The sequence below is a fragment of the Ureibacillus sp. FSL K6-3587 genome (assembly GCF_038593165.1).
GTDB lineage: Bacteria > Bacillota > Bacilli > Bacillales_A > Planococcaceae > Ureibacillus > Ureibacillus suwonensis.
The window spans coordinates 3,373,879-3,392,119 of the sequence record NZ_CP151969.1; the positions used below are offsets into that span (position 1 = coordinate 3,373,879).

Here is an 18,241-nt window from a genome sequence, read left to right on the forward strand (position 1 = left end):
ATAGCTAGGAAAATTTTCAGCTGTACCTTTTCATTGCAATCAGTTATCACACATTATGTATGTGGTCAAACTGCCCTTCTGTGACCAGCACAAAAGGGCAGTTTTTTATTCTTCCCATTTTTTCGCCTGAATGACAAAGGATTTATTTTCCGTGCTCTCCAACGAAAAGGAATTGCTGATTCCATCCGTTACGTCTTTCACAATACGCAAATGCTGCCAGTAAGGGAGATTCGCCCGATGCATGTAATATGGTAAATAAGGTTACTCATTTTCGCATCCGCCCTCCAACGACAAACAAAAAAATAAGCTACCCCTTACAAATGTACAAAAAGGGCAGCTTATTATAATTTTATTCCGCTAATTTCTTTGCTTGGATGATAAAGGATTTATTTTCGGTGCTTTCCAGGGAAAAGGAATTGCCGATTCCATCGGCCACATCGATCACCATCTGCAGATGTTGCCAGTACGGGAGATTGGAACGATGCATGTAATAAGGCACCCCTTCCATAACCTCTCCAATCTGTTCATCCTGGCTGCTTAGATAGAAGTCCTCTTTTTTCATACAGATGGGGGAAGTTCCATCACAGCAACCTTCCGAATGAACAAATATGAGCTCTCCGTGTTTTGCTTTAAGATGCTGTATCATGTCCATGGCAACTTTTGTGGCAATGACTTTTCGCATTAGAAGAAGCCCATTGATCCTTTATTGTAACCGACTAAAATACATTTTGTTTGTTGGTAATGGCTAAGCATCATAAGATGGTTTTCACGGCCAATACCGGATTGTTTGTAACCACCGAATGCGGCATGGGCTGGGTATTGGTGATAAGTGTTCGTCCAAACGCGGCCTGCTTGAACGGCGCGGCCTGCTTTATAAGCCGTTTCAATGTTGCGGGACCATACACCGGCACCCAAACCATATAATGTATCGTTGGCGATTGAAATCGCTTCATCAAAGTCTTTGAATGTAGTGACAGAAAGAACCGGTCCAAAGATTTCTTCCTGGAAAATACGCATTTTGTTGTGGCCTTTGAATACCGTAGGCGCTACGTAATAACCGCCTTCCAATTCACCTTCCAATTTGTTTTGGTATCCACCGATGAGGCATTCCGCACCTTCTTGTTTACCAATTTCAATGTAAGAAAGGATTTTATCCAATTGTTGTTTGGAAGCTTGGGCACCCATCATGGTTTCAGTATCTAACGGGTTGCCAATTTTGATTGCTTTAATGCGTTCCATCACTTTTTCCATGAATTTGTCATAGATGGATTCTTGTACTAATGCACGGGATGGACATGTACAAATTTCTCCGGAGTTTAACGCAAATAATACAAAACCTTCAATGGCTTTATCTAAAAATTCATCATCTTGATCCATGATATCTTCAAAGAAAATATTAGGTGATTTTCCGCCAAGCTCTAATGTTACAGGTATGATGTTTTCTGTAGCATATTGCATGATGGAACGGCCAACTGCTGTTGAACCGGTGAACGCGATTTTTGAAATGCGCGGGTTTGTTGCAAGAGGTTTGCCCACTTCGATACCCGTACCTTGAACAATATTCAACACGCCTTTTGGCAATAAATCTTGAATCAATTCAAGCAATACACAAATGGAAGCAGGTGTTTGTTCAGCCGGTTTCAACACGATACAGTTACCTGCAGCCAAAGCCGGAGCGATTTTCCAAGCGGCCATCAGAAGCGGGAAGTTCCAAGGGATGATTTGTCCAACAACACCCAAAGGTTCATGGAAGTGGTATGCGACTGTATCTTCATTGATTTCACTGATTCCGCCTTCTTGAGCGCGAATGGCTCCTGCAAAGTAACGGAAATGATCAACCACGAGAGGGATATCCGCATTCAACGTTTCACGAACCGCTTTCCCATTGTCCCAAGTTTCTGCAACGGCGATCATTTCGAGGTTTTCTTCAATGCGATCCGCGATTTTATTTAAAATTTGTGCACGGTAAGCGACAGACGTTTTTCCCCAAGCGTCTTTTGCAGCATGCGCCGCATCAAGCGCCAACTCGATATCCTCTGCCGATGAACGTGGAACGGTTGTAAACACTTTTCCTGTCACCGGAGAAATGACTTCTAAATATTGACCTTTTACTGGAGGAACCCATTCGCCGCCAATAAAGTTTTGATATTGATCTTTAAAATGTACTAGAGCACCTTGTGTGTTCGGATTTGCATAAATCATGCGTTTCCCTCCAAAATTTATAGATTATAAGCCGTTGCAACTAGTCCGTCACAAAACTTATGAACCTATCATGCTCCTTTTTTTGAGAAAATGCAAACGTTTACGCTTATAAAAAATTTTAATAATATATTTTAAAAATCTGATAAAAATTTAATTTTACGCCTAATATATTTAAGCGGAAATATATTAAAATGAATCAATTTCATAAATCATAGTTTTTCTGAAGTATAGAGTACCCCTATACTAAAAACTTTGTTTTTTTTAAATTATGCAACTTGGTTTTGTTGCTGTAATAAAGCATTGATTCGATCAACTGCTAGTTTGCAGGTATTATAAATTAACGTCACCAGATTGAAATGCATTTTTGCTTTCTTTCCTGTACGATGACGGACATTGTTTAATTGAAAGTATTCCTTTAAATAAGCGTTAACGCGTTCGACTGCTGTACGTTCTTGATAAAGCTGTTTCCATCGTTCTGTCCCACGTGCTGGATAGGTAAATTTACGGATATCTATATCACATTTGATTTTGAAAACTTTTTGGCAAAGGGTGTCTTCTCGTAATGGGCAAGTTGCACATTCCTTTGGACGTGTGAATTTTAATGTATTGTACTTAGCGTCAAAGCTGTCATATTGGTAACTATGTTCACGCACACAGGTTGGACGAAAATGTTCATCGAATCCTATATATTCTCCTTCTCGGCGAACGTTGTAAGGAATCACGACTCGCATGGACTGTGATACGGCTTGACGGTAAATAGGTTCAACATCATAACCAGCATCAAATATAGCGATTGTAAATTGACCGTTTCCTAAGTGATGAAGTTTTTTCAATAATGGAATCGCAGCTTTACAATCACTTAAATTACCTGAGGACATCAAACGAGTGATGATATATTGACTTTTCGTCGAAACAGCTAAATGTGCTTTATAACCAAACCAGAATGTATTTTTTCCTTTACTATTCTTTTTCACACCCCATTTTGGCTCAATCGGTACATCCTTCCAAAGGGTTTCTAATGGGATATCCAGCTGTTCTTTCAGTTCTTTTTCATAGGTTGATTGATTTCCTTTTTTCTCTACTTGTTCGGCTAACCAAACAGCTCGTTCAGCTTTCGTTTTACGACCACGTTTTTTAGGAGTTTTAGGTGCTTTCTTTTCTGATGGTGTGAAAGCATCACGAGCTTCAAAGTGACTCGCATCGATGGCGACATGTTCATCATTTAGAAAGCCTTCCAACATCGCTGTTTTGATGAGTGTATCGTTCATTTTATCTAGCACATCTGATTCACTAATGACTTGAATCATGCGTGAATAAGAGCTTTCAGATGGTACGACATCAGACACAAGGAATCCACAGTCGAAACGAAATAAAGGATCATGGACCAAACGTTTGACTAAATCCTTCATTGTTGGAATTCGTTCGACAATACGAATAATCAGCGATTGAATCATTGCACCATAATTCAATTCACGTGGTGCACCTTTCAATGTCTTTTTAGAAAACAATTGAAATATAGGCTGAATGTCGATAGCACTAAAAATGGCTTCATAACGATGGGAACTTTCCATTTCTAATAATTGATGGATGTCAAAAAGAGAAATTTGTTTTACAATAGTCATAGGGTACTCACCTCTTTCGTATGGTTTGTTTGGTTACCTACCATTATAACGAAATTTGGGGAGGTACCCATTTTTTATTGTCTTGAATCCCTTGAAAATCAAGGGGTGAGAATTATGAAATTAACTCAAATAATAATTATTTAAAATAATTTTAAAATAATGGCTATTCAATATTGCTTGTTCAATAAAAAAAGCATCCCCTCAATGGAGATGCTCTTTATATTTTTATAAGGATTTTACTTTATTCACGATATTTTCAACAGTGAATCCGTATTTTTCCATCACAACTTCCCCAGGAGCGCTCGCACCGAACTTGTCGATGGCAAGCACGTCTCCATCAGTGCCGACGTACTTGTGCCAACCCAATGAAGAAGCCATTTCAATCGCCAAGCGTTTTGTCACAGCTTTAGGCAATACGGACTCTTTATATTCATCGGATTGTTTATCAAAACGGTCGATGGAAGGCATGGATACAACCGATGCATCGATTCCTTCTTCACGCAACTTTTCTTGGGCCTTAACAGCCAAAGAAACTTCGGAACCAGTGGCAATTAAGATTGCATCCGGTGTTTCTTTCGTTGCCGGTGATACGACATAACCACCTTTTGCAACGCCATCTTTCGCCAATGTTGCCGTATTCTCAAGCACAGGCAAGTTTTGGCGGGACAATACTAGGACTGTTGGTTGGTCTTTTGATTGAATCGCCAGTTTCCATGCTTCACGGGATTCGTTGGCATCCGCCGGGCGAATCACTGAAACATTCGGCATTGCACGGAATGAAGCCAAATGTTCAATCGGCTCATGGGTTGGGCCATCTTCACCAACAGCGATGGAATCATGAGTGAACACATAAGTGACCGGCAATCCCATTAATGCGGACAAACGGACAGCTGGACGAACATAGTCGGAAAATACAAAGAATGTACCTCCAAATACGCGTAATCCGCCGTGTAATGCCATTCCGTTTAATGCAGCGCCCATTGCAAACTCCCGAACACCAAACCAAATATTGCGCCCTTCCGGCGATTGTGCTGAGAAGTCGCCGCCGCCTTTGATTGTTGTTTTGTTGGAACCTGCCAAATCGGCGCTTCCACCGAAGAAGTATGGGATTTTTTTCGCTAAAGCATTGATCGCTTCACCGGAAGAAGAGCGGGTCGCAATGGATTTGCCAACTTCATAAACAGGAAGCTCTGCATCAAAGTCTTCAGGAAGTTCACTATTCATTGCTTGAATGAACTGTTTTGCAAGTTCCGGATACTCATTTTGATATTTTTCAAATGTTGCATTCCATTCAGCCTCAGCTTGTACTCCAATTGCTTCAATGGCCGTTTTGAATGTTTCGTAAACTTCTTCCGGAATATTAAATGGCTCATGGTTCCAGCCGTAAAATTCCTTCGTCAATTTAAGTTCGTCGGCTCCTAATGGCGCACCGTGTACGTCGGATTTGCCTGATTTATTTGGTGAACCGTAGCCAATGATTGTTTTGACTTCAATTAATGTAGGTTTCCCTTTGGATTGTTTCGCTTTTGCAATGGCTTCATTGATGGCATCCACATCTGTGCCATCTTCCACACGCAAGTAATTCCAGCCGCACGCTTCAAAACGTTTTTGAATATTTTCAGAAAACGCTTTTGAAAGGTCGCCGTCCAACGAAATGTCATTGGAATCGTAAAGGACGATCAATTTTTCAAGTTGCAGATGTCCGGCCAATGAAATCGCTTCGCCAGCGACACCTTCCATTAAATCTCCGTCACCGCAAAGGGCATAGGTATAATGGTCGACTATATCGTACCCCGGTTTGTTGTACATCGCTGCGAGATGGCGCTCAGCCATTGCCATACCTACTGCCATCGCAATGCCTTGTCCAAGGGGACCAGTCGTAGCTTCCACTCCTACAGTATGGCCGTATTCAGGATGCCCTGGCGTTTTTGAACCCCATTGGCGAAAGTTTTTAATTTCTTCCATGTCCAAGCCATATCCGCTTAAATGAAGCAAGCTGTATAACAACATGGATCCATGACCTGCGGAAAGAATGAAACGGTCGCGGTTGAACCAATTCGGATTTTTCGGATTATGGCGCATTTGTTTCGTCCATAATGTATAAGCCATTGGAGCCGCACCCATTGGAAGTCCTGGATGCCCTGAGTTCGCTTTTTCAATCGCGTCAATGGATAAAGTTCGGATTGCATTAATTGCTAATAAATCCGCTGTAGTTGTCATTTTTTGACATCCTTTCTCGTGCTAAAAATAGTTCCGTATTCAGTTTAGACAACATTTCCATAGAAAACAATCTATTTTTTAGGAATATTGTGTGTTAGCTTACATTTATTTGACATCACCAGGACTTCGTCAATTTAATCGGTTGCGGCGAAGTTGTTTTATTTTTTCCGGTGTAACATCATTTCCTTCAATATCAAAAATTTGCACGTTTTCGATGGTCTTTCTGAAAGATTCCCGGAAAGACTCCAAATATTCCTTCCGAAGCAATGTTCGCTCTTTTGCTTCCTCTTCCGTCAATTTGCCCTCTCTTGCTTTTCTTGTTAATTCATTGATACGGTCGATCTTTTCTTTTGGTAACATTCAATCACACCTTTCCCTTTCAATACAAAAAGAATATGAAAAAAAGACCCGAAGTGCAAGCAGATTAGCCTTCAAGTCTTTCTTTATATTCCATATATCTGCGGTGAACGGTTGCTTTGCTCACATCATATCCCAATCCTCTTAAAGTGGATGCAATTTCTTGAAATGTCAACCCCTTTTCCCGCAGCTTGACAATTTCTTCAACAGGAACTTCAATCCGGCCCCTTCCCTCACGATTATGTTTATTTTTGAAATTCCGTTCGGGACGATATCCGTTTTCAACGGCCCGGCGCATTCCCCGCTGAATTTTTGCATTATGTATTTTCCGTTGATACTCCTCTACAATCGCTAATATTTTCAACAGCATTTCGTCCATTTCGTTCAATTTCAATGGACCGGCATCATTAAGGGAATATACATCCGTCTCGCTTTTTTTAAGCAAATGCAGTACCGCTACCCGGGCATGTCCACGGCCTAATCGGGTTTCATCCTGTACGAAGACAGCAGAAATTTCATTTTCCGAAATATAATCCAGCATTTCAAGCAGTCCATCACGATCTACATCATAACCGCTGTGGCAATCTTCAAATATATTATCCACACGAAAGCCCAAACTTCGGGCATATCGTGAAAGCTCTTCCTTTTGCCGTTCCAGGGAAGTTTCCTGTTCAGCTTTTTCCGTACTTACTCTTGCATAAATAACCGCCTTGTTATTTCCCATTATCGTTTGCTCGCTACCTTTACTGATTGAATTTCATCCTCTTCATTAATGGCAATATAGATCGCATCTTTCGGAACCGGGATCATCAACGTTTCTCCGGCAATGATATGTTCTCCGTCAAGATTGTTTTCAACCGCCACCATCCGAATCCAATCCTCTTTCGTCAAATTTCCTTTATAGCGATCCGCCAATGTCCAAAGGGTATCGCCTTCTTTGATTGTAATTTGTTCGAAAGTCAATTCCCCTTCATCTGTAATAAAAATATAAGCAATTATGATTAAAGAAACAATAATCAGCACTTTTAAGTAATGATTTCTTTTTAACCAAGCCATAATTTTCTTCCCCTTTTACGAATGTTTGTTCCGAATATCTGTTCTTACTTTAATACGAACGTACGTTTTTGTCAAGAGTGTTTTTCGAACTTGTGTTTGCATTCTCCGAGATTCATTGCTATACTATATGTAAAATATGTAAAACTATTCACATTAGAGGTGACCACGATGGAAAAGCTGTCAAAAAGGCAAAGAGATATTTTGGAATTTATAAAGAAGGAAGTTCGGGCAAAAGGATATCCTCCATCCGTTCGGGAAATAGGTGAGGCGGTTGGGCTTGCCTCCAGCTCAACAGTACATGGTCACCTTACGCGCCTGGAACAAAAAGGATATATCCGAAGAGACCCGACAAAACCTCGGGCGATTGAAATATTGGATGGTGAAGAAGAACCGCAAAAACAATCAGTAATTCATGTGCCATTGGTTGGCCGGGTGACTGCCGGAAGCCCAATTACAGCGATCGAGAACATCGAGGAATACTTTCCTTTACCTGACGCATACGGAACAAGCAACGATCAATTATTCATGTTGGAAGTGATGGGGGATTCGATGATTGAAGCAGGGATTTTGGACGGGGATTATGTCATTGTAAAGAAAACATCCACTGCGAATAATGGGGATATTGTAGTTGCCATGACCGAAGAAAATGAAGCGACCGTGAAACGTTTTTATAAGGAAAAAGACCACTTCCGACTTCAACCGGAAAACTCGGCGATGGATCCGATTATTGTGGATAAAGTGACCATCTTGGGAATCGTTGTTGGTTTGTACCGAAGATTTCATTAATGAAATAAAAAAACTCGCAATCTCTTAATTGGAATGCGAGTTTTTTTATTTTATTTTTTTCTACAGGCATGAACAAATGCTTCAAATAACTTCTTTGAAACCTCTTCGCCGCAAATGGCCAATTGTTCCGGATGCCATTGAACGCCCAGACAGAACGGAGCCGTTTGATGTTCCACCGCTTCCACTATGCCATCGCTTGATACTCCGACAACCCTGAGATCTGCCGCAACATCCTTAATCGCCTGATGATGGAAGGAATTTACTGAGATTTTGTCCGATTGAACAATTCGGCTCAATCGGCTTTGTTTTTGAAGCTGTACAAAATGGGACGTTTCAAAGCGGGGAGAGGTTTGGGAATGAAGGAGAACCTTTCCTTCCAATTGATCATAAATATCCTGGTAAATGGTTCCCCCAAGCGCCACATTCAATACTTGCAAACCACGGCAAATGGCAAGAATCGGAATATGGTGTTGGATCGCCAGTTTTGTCCATTGGATTTCCCGTTCATCCCGTTTCGTGAAGACCCTTCCCAACTTTGGAAGCGGTTCTTCTCCAAAGAAAATTGGATTGATATCCCCTCCGCCGGTAAGCAATAACCCATCAATTGTACAAATCATCCGGTCGCCAGCCGATTCTTCGGCATATGGCAGGCAGACTGGGACTCCTCCCGCATCCACCACCGCTTTCACGTACGCCTCATTAACCTTATATATCCCATCATCCCAATCCAACGTGATGCCAATTATCGGTTTTATGCAGGTTTCCTCCTTTATGGCTAAAATATTCCTGACCAAAGGCAAAGAGTTTGAACATTTCTTACTTTAAATGCTGCATATTCCGATTGTTTTCGACATCTTTTGCTTCATAGTGACAAAGGTTTGACAGAAAAAAGATTCATTTTTACTAATAGAGATTCGGACCGGAATAGAGCTTTCTGCTTACAATGGGAAAAGAGCATCTTCCAATTCCATAAATTATTATTTTCACTATAGCAATATTTAAAGATATTTCTTTTTCAATCACTAATAATTCTGTTAATTAATAGTTTTTTATTATAATATAACCAGTTCATCAAAAATAATAGGTCGTGCGGCCTTTTGGATTTTTAGAAAAAGTTACTATTTATCCATAAATACTATTAAGTAATTTTATACCATTGACGGTAATATTGAGAAATTTTATATTCATTATGTAAGATGTCTGTACTACTCCGATTCGAAGATCATTCTTCGACAAAAGTAAGACAGGCTATACATAACGCTGGGAGGTGTAGTCATGCAATTAGTAGGAAACTTATTACAATTAGTACTTGGTTTACTTAACAGCCTTTTAGGCGGTCTTCTTTAATCCTGACAAACAGAAAGTTTCTTTATAAGCTTTCTGGACAAGCTGTTCTTTATTTCAATTTGGAATACCCAGCTTAAGCTTTTAGCTGGCATAAGTAAGATATGGGATGAACTTATGCCGGCTAATTTTCTTTTCAGGTCAACATGCAAATGATGTCGACAAAATTCATCTTGCATAGTAAATCCTTCATCATCATATTTTTGAATTTTTTATGAACCATGTTTGAAGAGCCTTTTCTGATTGACAAAGGCCGTAAGTTGAATACTGTCTCTCTTTCCAATTTATAATAAGTTCCCTTTTATACATAACATCCTTTAAAAGGATCAAAGAACAGAGAAAGGGCAGTTACCCTTAAAATCAGTGTTCCAATTACACAATCCAATCAGTTTGCTGGTATAAAGTCCCTATCGGAGAGGTTGGGGCTTGTACCAGCTACTATTATTTTTGAAAAATCTCCCAACAACATAATTCTTTATGACTATTCATAGAGAAACATTACTTTATCATCTTTGGTTAGCTCATCAAACCATATGAATTTTCTGTTACAATATTACTCTTTCTTTATTGTTTTTACCATTTTTACGCTTATAATGTCAACATGGAAATTTTATTCGGTATCCGTTTCTTTTTGTCTTCAAATCTTATTAGCCCTGCCCATCTTCAACGAATAGCATAAACTTCTGATTTTCGTTTCACCGCTTATCCGCTTTTTGAATTTTTCCGGAAACCCTTCAAAATTCACACCATTGCATTTTCCAATAAAAAAACACCCCAAAAGTCAGCTTTTCCAGTCCAACTTTTGGGATGCGGATTCATCATCTATCCATTATCCACCATATTATTAAAGCTCCAAATCAGCAGAGGTTTCTACACTTTAAAACAAATTCCAATACCATCGGATCATTGCATCGCCGTAAAAATATACAATGATGGCCGCAACGGCAATGGATGGCCCAAAAGGAACCGGGACTTTGCGGCTTTGCTTGCGAACTTTGATCACAATGATTCCAACAATCACGCCAATAACACTGGCCAAAAACAATGCGAGCAATGTCTTCACGGTTCCCAAAACCAGCCCAATTAAGAAAAACAGCTTAATATCGCCTCCACCCATTCCGCCTTTTGAGATCACAGCAATGAAATATAAAATGCCAAATCCGGCCGCAGCACCGAGGAGGGAATCCCACCACGGTTCAAGGGGGGAAGCGATACGGCCGATGATCAGAAAAGGCAGAAAGAAAAGAAGCACTTTATCTGGAATGATCATGTATTGAATATCCGAAACGACGATTATGGCCAATAATGAAATGAAAAAGAGTGCAACGGCCAGTTCAATCGATAGTCCAAGCAACAGATAACTCCATACGAAAAGCACTCCGGTTAGTAGCTCTGTTGCTACATAAATGGGTGATATTTTGGCGCCGCATGTCCGGCATTTTCCATGTAAAAAAATGTATGAAAACACCGGAATCAAATCGATGGCGGTTAACCGTCTTTGACATTTCGGACAATGGGACGGCGGCGTAATGATGGACTCCTTTAACGGAACACGAAGTCCCACAACGTTATAAAACGAGCCTAGCACAATCCCAAACAGGAAGAAAAAAACAGAATACAAAATATCCATAAAAGCGCTCCTCACAATTCCAATCGATTACACATCCCCTTCATAATAGAAGGTTGTCACTTGGATTGTTGCTTCGATGCTGTCTTCCGGATTTTCGGCGAATTCATTTTCTTCACCTGGCAATGAAAAATCGATGATATCGATGTGCATGATACGTTCAATTTTTTCAATTTCTTTAATAAAGTTTACTAAATGCTGAAAGTCCGGAGATTGTACGTCAATTTCAAAGGTGATTAATTTCAATTCTGGCGGCAAGGATTCATTATCGATCGGAGAAACTGGTGCTTCATCTGATTCTTCTTCGTTTTCTCCTTGAGATGTTCCTTCATTTTCCCCATCACTTTCATCCTCTTCGGCAGAAGCATCCGGCCGGTCAAATCCGGAATCAGCAACAAGCGTATCATAGTTGTTAAAATCGATGGATAAAATTTTTGTTCCTGAGACGTATTGAGTTTCTTCTATATTTAATACCAAATCGTCCAAGTTTCTTGTTTGAGGCACTTTTTTCCGCATTTCAAAAATTGTTGCCTGATCGAGGTTTTTCGATGCGTTGATCTCCTCGATTTGCTGCTCGAGCGATGATATTTCCGAGCGGGTTGATTCAATGGACGATTCAAGAGATTCAACCTCTTCTTTTTTCGGCAGAATTATATAATAGTAGAAAGCAAATAACAGCGCTGCTATGAGGACGATCAACAATAAAGTGGTCGAATTTTTCCCACTTAATGACTTCATTGGTTACCACCTCCAGCAGCTAAAGCATTTTGATTGATCAACAAAGTAAATTTGACCGCATAACGTGGAATTTCATTGAAATTCGCTTTCCCTTCCACTTCCTGATTGCCAAGCTCAAAATGCTCTATGGATGAAACTTGTGCATCAAAGAAATATGTACTGCTTGATAATCGGGATAAATATTTGGAAATATCACTTAATGTTTCAAAATCCATGGACACTTCCGCCGTTTGCGCATCAAAGGCATATTCCCTCAAATAAGAATGTCCGGGCTGCAAACGAATCGTTTCATCAAGAATCGGTGAAACCGGATAAGAAATCGCTTCGACAAAATCAACCGATTGCTTTAATGAACCAGTGTCAACCGATATGCTGTCCAGTTCCGCTTGAAGCCGATTCCGCTCATCAATCACCCGCTGCTCCTCGCTCCGCAAATCGGCAATTTCACCACGATAATTAAAATACTGGAACACAAAGAATGCAACAAAGAGCAACGCGATAATGGATAATACAATGTATACAGTTTTGGATGTGGACTGCCTTCGATCAACTTTCGGCAACAGGTTAATATCCGGTATCATCATTTAACCTCCTTTAAGGCAAGTCCAAGTAATGCTGCATGTTTTGCCTTGAATCCTGGATAATGCTTTTTCATGAATTGGTCATTAATGAGTTTGATTGGCAACTCGAAATTTTGCTTCAAATGGGAATGGATGTTATTGAGATTCGGATTGTCCCCCATAACGATGATTTCATCGATTCCATTTTGTTCCTTGCTGATGGAGAAACGGAAGAAATCCATAATTCGCTCCAGCTCCAACATTTGATCGGTAATCAGCATGCGGTATTCATCAAACTCTCCCAAATAGGAGAAATCCAATTGATGTTCACCCGCTTCCTTCGCCTTCCATTTGCTCAAATCTGTATCCAGCGGCTGAAATCTTTGGAATTCAACATTCCCTTTTGAATAAATGGTAATGGACAATTCATTGATCAGCCAATTTGTAAGCAGATAGGTTTTTGTGTCATCCAAAAGGTTCATGGATTCGAGCAATCTCAAATTACAGAGGGCCCTGACATCCGCAGCTTCCGGGTACGTATGTATATCCAAAAGCAAATTTATGTATTGGTTCACCGGTTCGGAGTTGGCGGCAAACATCATGGCCTTGCCGTCCCCTTCCACCGGGTCAAATACATCGATCAACGGATCATCAAATGGAAGGTGAATCGAATAGCCAATCTCCATTTCCGCATATTCCCTCAATTTTGAAGGTTCCACATCGTCCGGATGATCAAATGTTTTCAATAGAATGATAGAATCCGGAACGATCATACGGATCTCCTGTTTTTTTCCACCCCATAATGAATGGCACTGTTTGAACACTTCAAACAAAGCCACCTCATCTTTTATTTCGGACTCGGCAATCACCCCTTCCGGTATGGCAATTTCAAATACTTCCGCCTGCGATAGATCCGGGCCCTTCATTACGAGGGAGCGAAGTACGTAATCGTTGATTTCAATGGAAACATTCGACTTTTTATTTCGTCTAAACATACGCAGGGCTCCTTTTGATAAAATTGTCAACTAATGAACATGTATTATGAATTCATTAGTTTCTCAATGGAACACCCAACAAAAAGAGTTGGGTGTTCTATGAAAAACTATGGGGTTTGGGTTGAAATAGTTTTATCACCATCAGTACTACCTTCTTGAGAATCATCATTAATCTCTTTAATTGTAGCATTACTAAATGTAACTGTTTTTTGACCAGAATATGTTATAGCAGATGTAGTTAATTTATGACCTCCCTTAGCTTTAGAAATTGTACTTTCAGTTGGAATTTTTCCTTCGCTATCTAAGAATCCGTCTTTTTTTAATGTTCCTACAGTAACAGTTGTTTCTTCATTATTCTCTGTAAAATATAAATTGGCTGCATTTAGTACATTGATTGCATCTGCTTTTACGGCATTATAACGTGAGTTTTCAATTATGTTCCCAATCGCTGGAATCGCTATTGCTGCAACAATGGCCAAAATAACAATTACCGCTAATAATTCTACTAATGTTAAACCTTTTTCATTTTTCAAACGTTTTTTCAATAATTTCATCATAGAAAATCCTCCTCCAGAATTTGTATGTAATTCGTTTTGATTATGTACAGATGATTCTTTCAACTGTTTCTCACCTCCTTAAAAGGGTTTGAATAATTTTTCCATTCTATTTCCATTACATTTGTTCATACAAGCTGAACATCGGCAAGAAGACCGCTGCAACTATTCCACCGACAATCACGGCCAAGAAAAGGATCATAACCGGCTCTATCAACGCCTTTAATGTATCGACACTCCGATCCACTTCCGCTTCATAAAATTCCGAAACCTTTTGGAGAATAAAATCAAGTGTACCTGTTGTTTCCCCGATATGTACCATCGACGTGACAAGCGGTGGAAATAACCAACTATTTTCCAATGGCTCTGCCAACGAACTCCCTTTCTCCAAACTTTTTCTGGCATCCCTAATCACTTTTCCGATGACCGGATTGCCGATCACCTTTTCCACAATCGTCAAACATTCCAAAATCGGTACGGCACTGCTGAATAATGAAGAAAGGTTGGACATCATTCTTGAAAGTGCGGACTTTTGCAATAATGGTCCGAAAATCGGAATTCTTAACAATGTATAATGCACACCATAGTGAAATTTCCCGTTATTTTTATATAGGAAGTAAAACACCAATACAATGAGAAGAATCGCACCCAGCACGCTCCACCAATAATGTTGCAATATTTCGCTGATTTTGATGGTGAAGATCGTAATGGCCGGCAGCTCGGCACCCATCGACTCAAAGGACTCGATAAAAGATGGGACTATGACCACCATCATAAATACGGCTACCACGATGGTCAGTACGAGCAATACCAACGGATATGTCATGGAAGATTGCACTTTTTTCTTCAAGCTGTACTGCTTTTCAAATGTTGTCGCCAATTTTTCCAAAATCGTATCCAGGTTTCCGGTCGCTTCAGCGGACATCATCATGTTGACGAACAAATCCGGAAACACTTTTGGATGTTTTTTCGTCGCTTTCGAAAAAGAGAGACCCGACCGGACATCTTCCTCCACCTGTTCCAATGCCCTCTTTAACGGTTTGCTTCTCGTTTGGCGAGCCAATATATTCGTCGCTTCAACGACTGAAACCCCCGCCCGGATCAATGTGGCAAATTGACGGCAATAAATGACGAAATCCTGATTTTTTACTTTTGATCTGCCCAGATTGAATTCTTTGTCAAGAATGTTCGAAGATTCATTGATTTCCCGGGGATTGATGCCCCGCTCCCTGAGCTTTGCGATTGCCGCTTTTTTGCTCGGGGCATCAATTTTCCCCTTCGTCAACTCTCCCCTTCTCGTCCTTCCAACATACCTGTAAATGGTCACCGGTAATCACCAACGTTCATGTATGGTTTGACTTCTTCCAACGACACTTGCCCTTTTGCAAGCAATTCCTGGATTGAATGTTGCATCGTATGCATACCCAACGCCCGGCTTGTTTGTATAATATTTGGAATTTGTTCAATCTTTTCACTGCGTATTAAATTTTTTACAGATGGCACGGCAACAAGAATTTCCGTTGCCGCCACACGGCCTTTTTTATCTTTTCTGACGAACAGACGCTGTGAAATGACGCCTTCCAATACACTGGCCAATTGCGAACGAATCTGATTTTGCTGATGGGGCGGAAAGACATCGATGATACGATTGATCGCGGACGGCACATCCAATGTATGAAGAGTTCCAAACACCAAATGTCCGGTTTCCGCAGCCGTGATTGCCGTTGAGATGGTCTCCAAATCCCTCATCTCCCCGACGAGAATCACATCCGGGTCTTGCCGCAACGCCGCTCTTAAGCCGGTGGCGAAATTTCTTACATCTGTACCGACTTCCCGTTGATTCACAATCGAATTTTTGTGAGAATGAATAAATTCAATTGGATCTTCAAGGGTGATAATATGTTTTTTCATTGTTTCGTTAATATGATTGATCATTGCCGCCAAGGTCGAAGATTTCCCGGAACCTGTAGGACCTGTGACCAATACAAGCCCTTGTGCTCTTTCCGCCAAATCAAATAGCACTTTTGGCATTTCCAAAGATCTAATCGTCGGAATTTTGGTAGGAATCAACCGGAATGCGATTGCCGGCGCATTTCGCTGTTTATAAACATTTACACGGAATCGAACGTTTTCATTGTATGTATAATTAAAATCGGCATCACCTTTTATTCGATATCCCTTCAACTTGTACTTGGGCAAAAGCTGATTGACCATCTCTTCAATTTCTTCGGCAGAGAATTCCACATCCCCAAATTTCTCCAACATTCCGTGGATCCGGAAAATCGGCGGTGTTCCGACAGTGATATGTATATCCGAAGCATTATTTTCAAAAGCGCTTCTCAGAATATCTTCTATTGAAATATTCATAGCTCATCCCTTTCTATTCAACCGTTGCCACGCGTAATACTTCTTCTGTTGTTGTCAGTCCATCCAATACTTTCAAGAAACCGTCCCCTAGCAAAGTGCGATAACCTTCGCGCTTCATGTAAGCCATTATCGCCGCAATCCCTTTCCGCTGTGATATGAATTCTCTTACCGTCCGATCTATCGGCAATATTTCATGAATCGCAATTCTTCCTTTATAACCTGTATGGTTGCAGGCAGGACAGCCGCGCCCCCTGAGCACGTTCTCAATCTGCAAACCTTCTTTGGCAAACAGTTCCTTTTCCCTCGAGGTTGCCGGCACCGTTTCCGCACAGTCACGGCAAACCCGTCTTACTAAACGTTGAGCCACTACACCAACTACGGAAGATGCAATCAAGAACGATTCAATGCCCATATCTTCCAGTCTGGAAATCGATTCAACGGCATTGTTCGTATGGAGCGTGCTTAAAACCAAGTGTCCGGTCAGCGATGCCCGGGTTGCAATTTGCGCAGTTTCCAAATCCCTTATTTCTCCTATCATAATAATGTCCGGGTCTTGTCGGAGAATGGAACGTAATCCTGCCGCAAAGGTCAATCCCACTTCTTCTTTCACTTGAATTTGATTGATTCCTTCCAATCGGTATTCCACCGGATCTTCAACGGTAATGATATTGACGCCTTCTTTGTTCAGTTCAGATAAGGCCGCGTACAATGTCGTCGATTTCCCGGAACCGGTAGGGCCAGTGATCAATACGATGCCATTCGGTTTGGATATCATGTTTCTGAACAATTGTTCATTCAGTTTGCTGAATCCCAATTTATCGATGCTTGTTGCCGCATTGCTCAAATCGAGGATCCGCATCACAATTTTTTCTCCGTAAATTGTGGGCAATGTCGACAACCGGATATCCACCGGTCGGAAATTGATCGTCGTTTTAATGCGGCCGTCTTGCGGAATGCGATTTTCCGTAATATTTAAATTCCCCATGATTTTAATGCGGGCTGTAATCATATTTTGCATATGTTTCGGGATTGAACGTTCAGTTCTGAGAACCCCGTCAATCCGGTACCTTACACGGAAATCCGTTTCTTGCGGATCTAAGTGAATATCACTCGCCCTTAACAACACCGCATTGGAAATCAACTGATTCACCAAGCGGACAATGGGTGAATCATCATCGGTTATCTGTGTATCCGCCGCTTCGTTCGCATCAATGTTTATGTCAGCCATTGCCGCATCCATTGATTCCTGCAAATCGTAATATTTGGCAATCGTTCGATACAAATCGTCTTTCGCCGCAATGCCCGTCTCTATATGGCACCCGGTTGCCATCCTCACTTCTTCGATGGCGAAATAGTCCATCGGGTCAGCCATGGCGATGAACAATTTATTTTTATCCCGCCGTATAGGCATTACTTGCGCCCTTTTTGCCAATTCCGCCGGCACGAGTTGGAGCACTTCCGGATCGATTGGATATTGGCTCAAGTTGATATGGGGAACACCCAGTTGGAATTCGAGCACTTCTATCAGTTGTTGCTCTGTCAATATATTTTCACGGATTAAAAAATCTCCCAACTTTTCATCGCTTGACTTATTTTTCAATGCGTATTCGAGTTGTCCGGGTGTTATGACACCTGCTTCAACGAGCAAATCCCCGAGCCGCTTGCGATATTTCATATGTTTCCCCTCGCTTTCTATGACGTATTGTCAAAAATTACTTAATAAAACTTACGTTTTTGTTGATATAACTAGTTTTATATAAAAAAAACTTGCCACCCCCTTAAAATTAGGGTATTTATGAGGTAACCACACACT

General features: G+C 40.9%; 17 protein-coding genes. 1 reads left to right on the forward strand and 16 read right to left on the reverse strand.

Going from position 1 to position 18,241, the window contains the following annotated elements; genetic code table 11:
• Positions 1–349: 349 nt before the first annotated feature.
• The 7 genes from NSS77_RS16690 to NSS77_RS16720 all read right to left on the reverse strand — a co-directional run bounded on the left by NSS77_RS16690 (position 350) and on the right by NSS77_RS16720 (position 7,457).
• Positions 350–682, reverse strand: a complete 333-nt coding sequence (locus NSS77_RS16690) for a DUF779 domain-containing protein (RefSeq protein WP_342469750.1) — start codon at positions 680–682, stop codon at positions 350–352.
• On the reverse strand, positions 682–2,202 hold the full coding sequence (locus NSS77_RS16695) for an aldehyde dehydrogenase family protein (RefSeq protein WP_342469751.1): 1,521 nt from the start codon (positions 2,200–2,202) through the stop codon (positions 682–684). Before NSS77_RS16695 ends, NSS77_RS16690 begins: the two co-directional genes overlap by 1 nt.
• Before the next feature lie 266 nt (positions 2,203–2,468).
• Positions 2,469–3,824 (reverse strand): transposase, encoded by a 1,356-nt coding sequence (locus tag NSS77_RS16700; protein ID WP_340714247.1) that lies wholly within the window; start codon positions 3,822–3,824, stop codon positions 2,469–2,471.
• A 225-nt stretch (positions 3,825–4,049) separates the two neighbouring features.
• A complete protein-coding gene (gene tkt / locus NSS77_RS16705; protein ID WP_342469752.1) occupies positions 4,050–6,044 on the reverse strand; it encodes a transketolase in 1,995 nt (664 codons plus the stop codon).
• Between the two features lie 129 nt (positions 6,045–6,173).
• Positions 6,174–6,404, reverse strand: coding sequence for a DUF896 domain-containing protein (locus tag NSS77_RS16710; RefSeq protein ID WP_342469753.1), 231 nt, complete (start codon positions 6,402–6,404; stop codon positions 6,174–6,176).
• 64 nt (positions 6,405–6,468) lie between these two features.
• Positions 6,469–7,125 (reverse strand): recombinase family protein, encoded by a 657-nt coding sequence (locus NSS77_RS16715; protein ID WP_342469754.1) that lies wholly within the window; start codon positions 7,123–7,125, stop codon positions 6,469–6,471.
• The gene (locus tag NSS77_RS16720) at positions 7,125–7,457 is read right to left on the reverse strand and encodes a LysM peptidoglycan-binding domain-containing protein (protein ID WP_342469755.1); all 333 of its coding nucleotides are present in this window, start codon (positions 7,455–7,457) and stop codon (positions 7,125–7,127) included. The genes NSS77_RS16715 and NSS77_RS16720 overlap by 1 nt, the downstream gene beginning before the upstream one ends.
• A 168-nt stretch (positions 7,458–7,625) precedes the next feature.
• Here NSS77_RS16720 and lexA point away from each other — a divergent pair, with 168 nt between their 5' ends.
• Positions 7,626–8,243 carry a transcriptional repressor LexA gene (lexA, locus tag NSS77_RS16725; RefSeq protein WP_342469756.1) on the forward strand — a complete coding sequence of 206 codons (618 nt, stop codon included), beginning with the start codon at positions 7,626–7,628 and terminating at the stop codon, positions 8,241–8,243.
• Positions 8,244–8,293: 50 nt separating this feature from the next.
• Here lexA and NSS77_RS16730 read toward each other — a convergent pair whose 3' ends face one another.
• The 9 genes from NSS77_RS16730 to NSS77_RS16770 all read right to left on the reverse strand — a co-directional run bounded on the left by NSS77_RS16730 (position 8,294) and on the right by NSS77_RS16770 (position 18,103).
• Complete coding sequence (locus NSS77_RS16730; RefSeq protein ID WP_342469757.1) at positions 8,294–9,043, reverse strand: gamma-glutamyl-gamma-aminobutyrate hydrolase family protein; 750 nt, start codon at positions 9,041–9,043, stop codon at positions 8,294–8,296.
• A 1,421-nt stretch (positions 9,044–10,464) separates the two neighbouring features.
• Positions 10,465–11,217 carry a prepilin peptidase gene (locus tag NSS77_RS16735; RefSeq protein WP_342469758.1) on the reverse strand — a complete coding sequence of 251 codons (753 nt, stop codon included), beginning with the start codon at positions 11,215–11,217 and terminating at the stop codon, positions 10,465–10,467.
• A gap of 27 nt (positions 11,218–11,244) precedes the next feature.
• Positions 11,245–11,952 (reverse strand): potassium transporter, encoded by a 708-nt coding sequence (locus NSS77_RS16740; protein WP_342469759.1) that lies wholly within the window; start codon positions 11,950–11,952, stop codon positions 11,245–11,247.
• Entirely contained in the window at positions 11,949–12,533 is a 585-nt protein-coding gene (locus NSS77_RS16745) for a hypothetical protein (protein ID WP_342469760.1), read from the reverse strand. Before NSS77_RS16745 ends, NSS77_RS16740 begins: the two co-directional genes overlap by 4 nt.
• The gene (pilM, locus tag NSS77_RS16750; RefSeq protein ID WP_342469761.1) at positions 12,533–13,507 is read right to left on the reverse strand and encodes a pilus assembly protein PilM; all 975 of its coding nucleotides are present in this window, start codon (positions 13,505–13,507) and stop codon (positions 12,533–12,535) included. The genes NSS77_RS16745 and pilM overlap by 1 nt, the downstream gene beginning before the upstream one ends.
• A gap of 107 nt (positions 13,508–13,614) precedes the next feature.
• Entirely contained in the window at positions 13,615–14,127 is a 513-nt protein-coding gene (locus NSS77_RS16755; RefSeq protein WP_342469762.1) for a prepilin-type N-terminal cleavage/methylation domain-containing protein, read from the reverse strand.
• Between the two features lie 52 nt (positions 14,128–14,179).
• Positions 14,180–15,346, reverse strand: a complete 1,167-nt coding sequence (locus NSS77_RS16760; protein ID WP_342469763.1) for a type II secretion system F family protein — start codon at positions 15,344–15,346, stop codon at positions 14,180–14,182.
• Between the two features lie 38 nt (positions 15,347–15,384).
• On the reverse strand, positions 15,385–16,428 hold the full coding sequence (locus tag NSS77_RS16765) for a type IV pilus twitching motility protein PilT (RefSeq protein ID WP_342469764.1): 1,044 nt from the start codon (positions 16,426–16,428) through the stop codon (positions 15,385–15,387).
• A 13-nt stretch (positions 16,429–16,441) separates the two neighbouring features.
• Complete coding sequence (locus NSS77_RS16770; RefSeq protein ID WP_342469765.1) at positions 16,442–18,103, reverse strand: GspE/PulE family protein; 1,662 nt, start codon at positions 18,101–18,103, stop codon at positions 16,442–16,444.
• Positions 18,104–18,241 lie beyond the last annotated feature (138 nt).

Bases quoted from the DNA above. Each gene is read 5' to 3' on its own strand.
- NSS77_RS16690 (WP_342469750.1), bottom strand. From the start codon at position 682: ATGCGAAAAGTCATTGCCACAAAAGTTGCCATGGACATGATACAGCAT.
- NSS77_RS16695 (WP_342469751.1), bottom strand. From the start codon at position 2,202: ATGATTTATGCAAATCCGAACACACAAGGTGCTCTAGTACATTTTAAA.
- NSS77_RS16700 (WP_340714247.1), bottom strand. From the start codon at position 3,824: ATGACTATTGTAAAACAAATTTCTCTTTTTGACATCCATCAATTATTA.
- tkt (WP_342469752.1), bottom strand. From the start codon at position 6,044: ATGACAACTACAGCGGATTTATTAGCAATTAATGCAATCCGAACTTTA.
- NSS77_RS16710 (WP_342469753.1), bottom strand. From the start codon at position 6,404: ATGTTACCAAAAGAAAAGATCGACCGTATCAATGAATTAACAAGAAAA.
- NSS77_RS16715 (WP_342469754.1), bottom strand. From the start codon at position 7,125: ATGGGAAATAACAAGGCGGTTATTTATGCAAGAGTAAGTACGGAAAAA.
- NSS77_RS16720 (WP_342469755.1), bottom strand. From the start codon at position 7,457: ATGGCTTGGTTAAAAAGAAATCATTACTTAAAAGTGCTGATTATTGTT.
- lexA (WP_342469756.1), top strand. From the start codon at position 7,626: ATGGAAAAGCTGTCAAAAAGGCAAAGAGATATTTTGGAATTTATAAAG.
- NSS77_RS16735 (WP_342469758.1), bottom strand. From the start codon at position 11,217: ATGGATATTTTGTATTCTGTTTTTTTCTTCCTGTTTGGGATTGTGCTA.
- NSS77_RS16740 (WP_342469759.1), bottom strand. From the start codon at position 11,952: ATGAAGTCATTAAGTGGGAAAAATTCGACCACTTTATTGTTGATCGTC.
- NSS77_RS16745 (WP_342469760.1), bottom strand. From the start codon at position 12,533: ATGATACCGGATATTAACCTGTTGCCGAAAGTTGATCGAAGGCAGTCC.
- pilM (WP_342469761.1), bottom strand. From the start codon at position 13,507: ATGTTTAGACGAAATAAAAAGTCGAATGTTTCCATTGAAATCAACGAT.
- NSS77_RS16765 (WP_342469764.1), bottom strand. From the start codon at position 16,428: ATGAATATTTCAATAGAAGATATTCTGAGAAGCGCTTTTGAAAATAAT.
- NSS77_RS16770 (WP_342469765.1), bottom strand. From the start codon at position 18,103: ATGAAATATCGCAAGCGGCTCGGGGATTTGCTCGTTGAAGCAGGTGTC.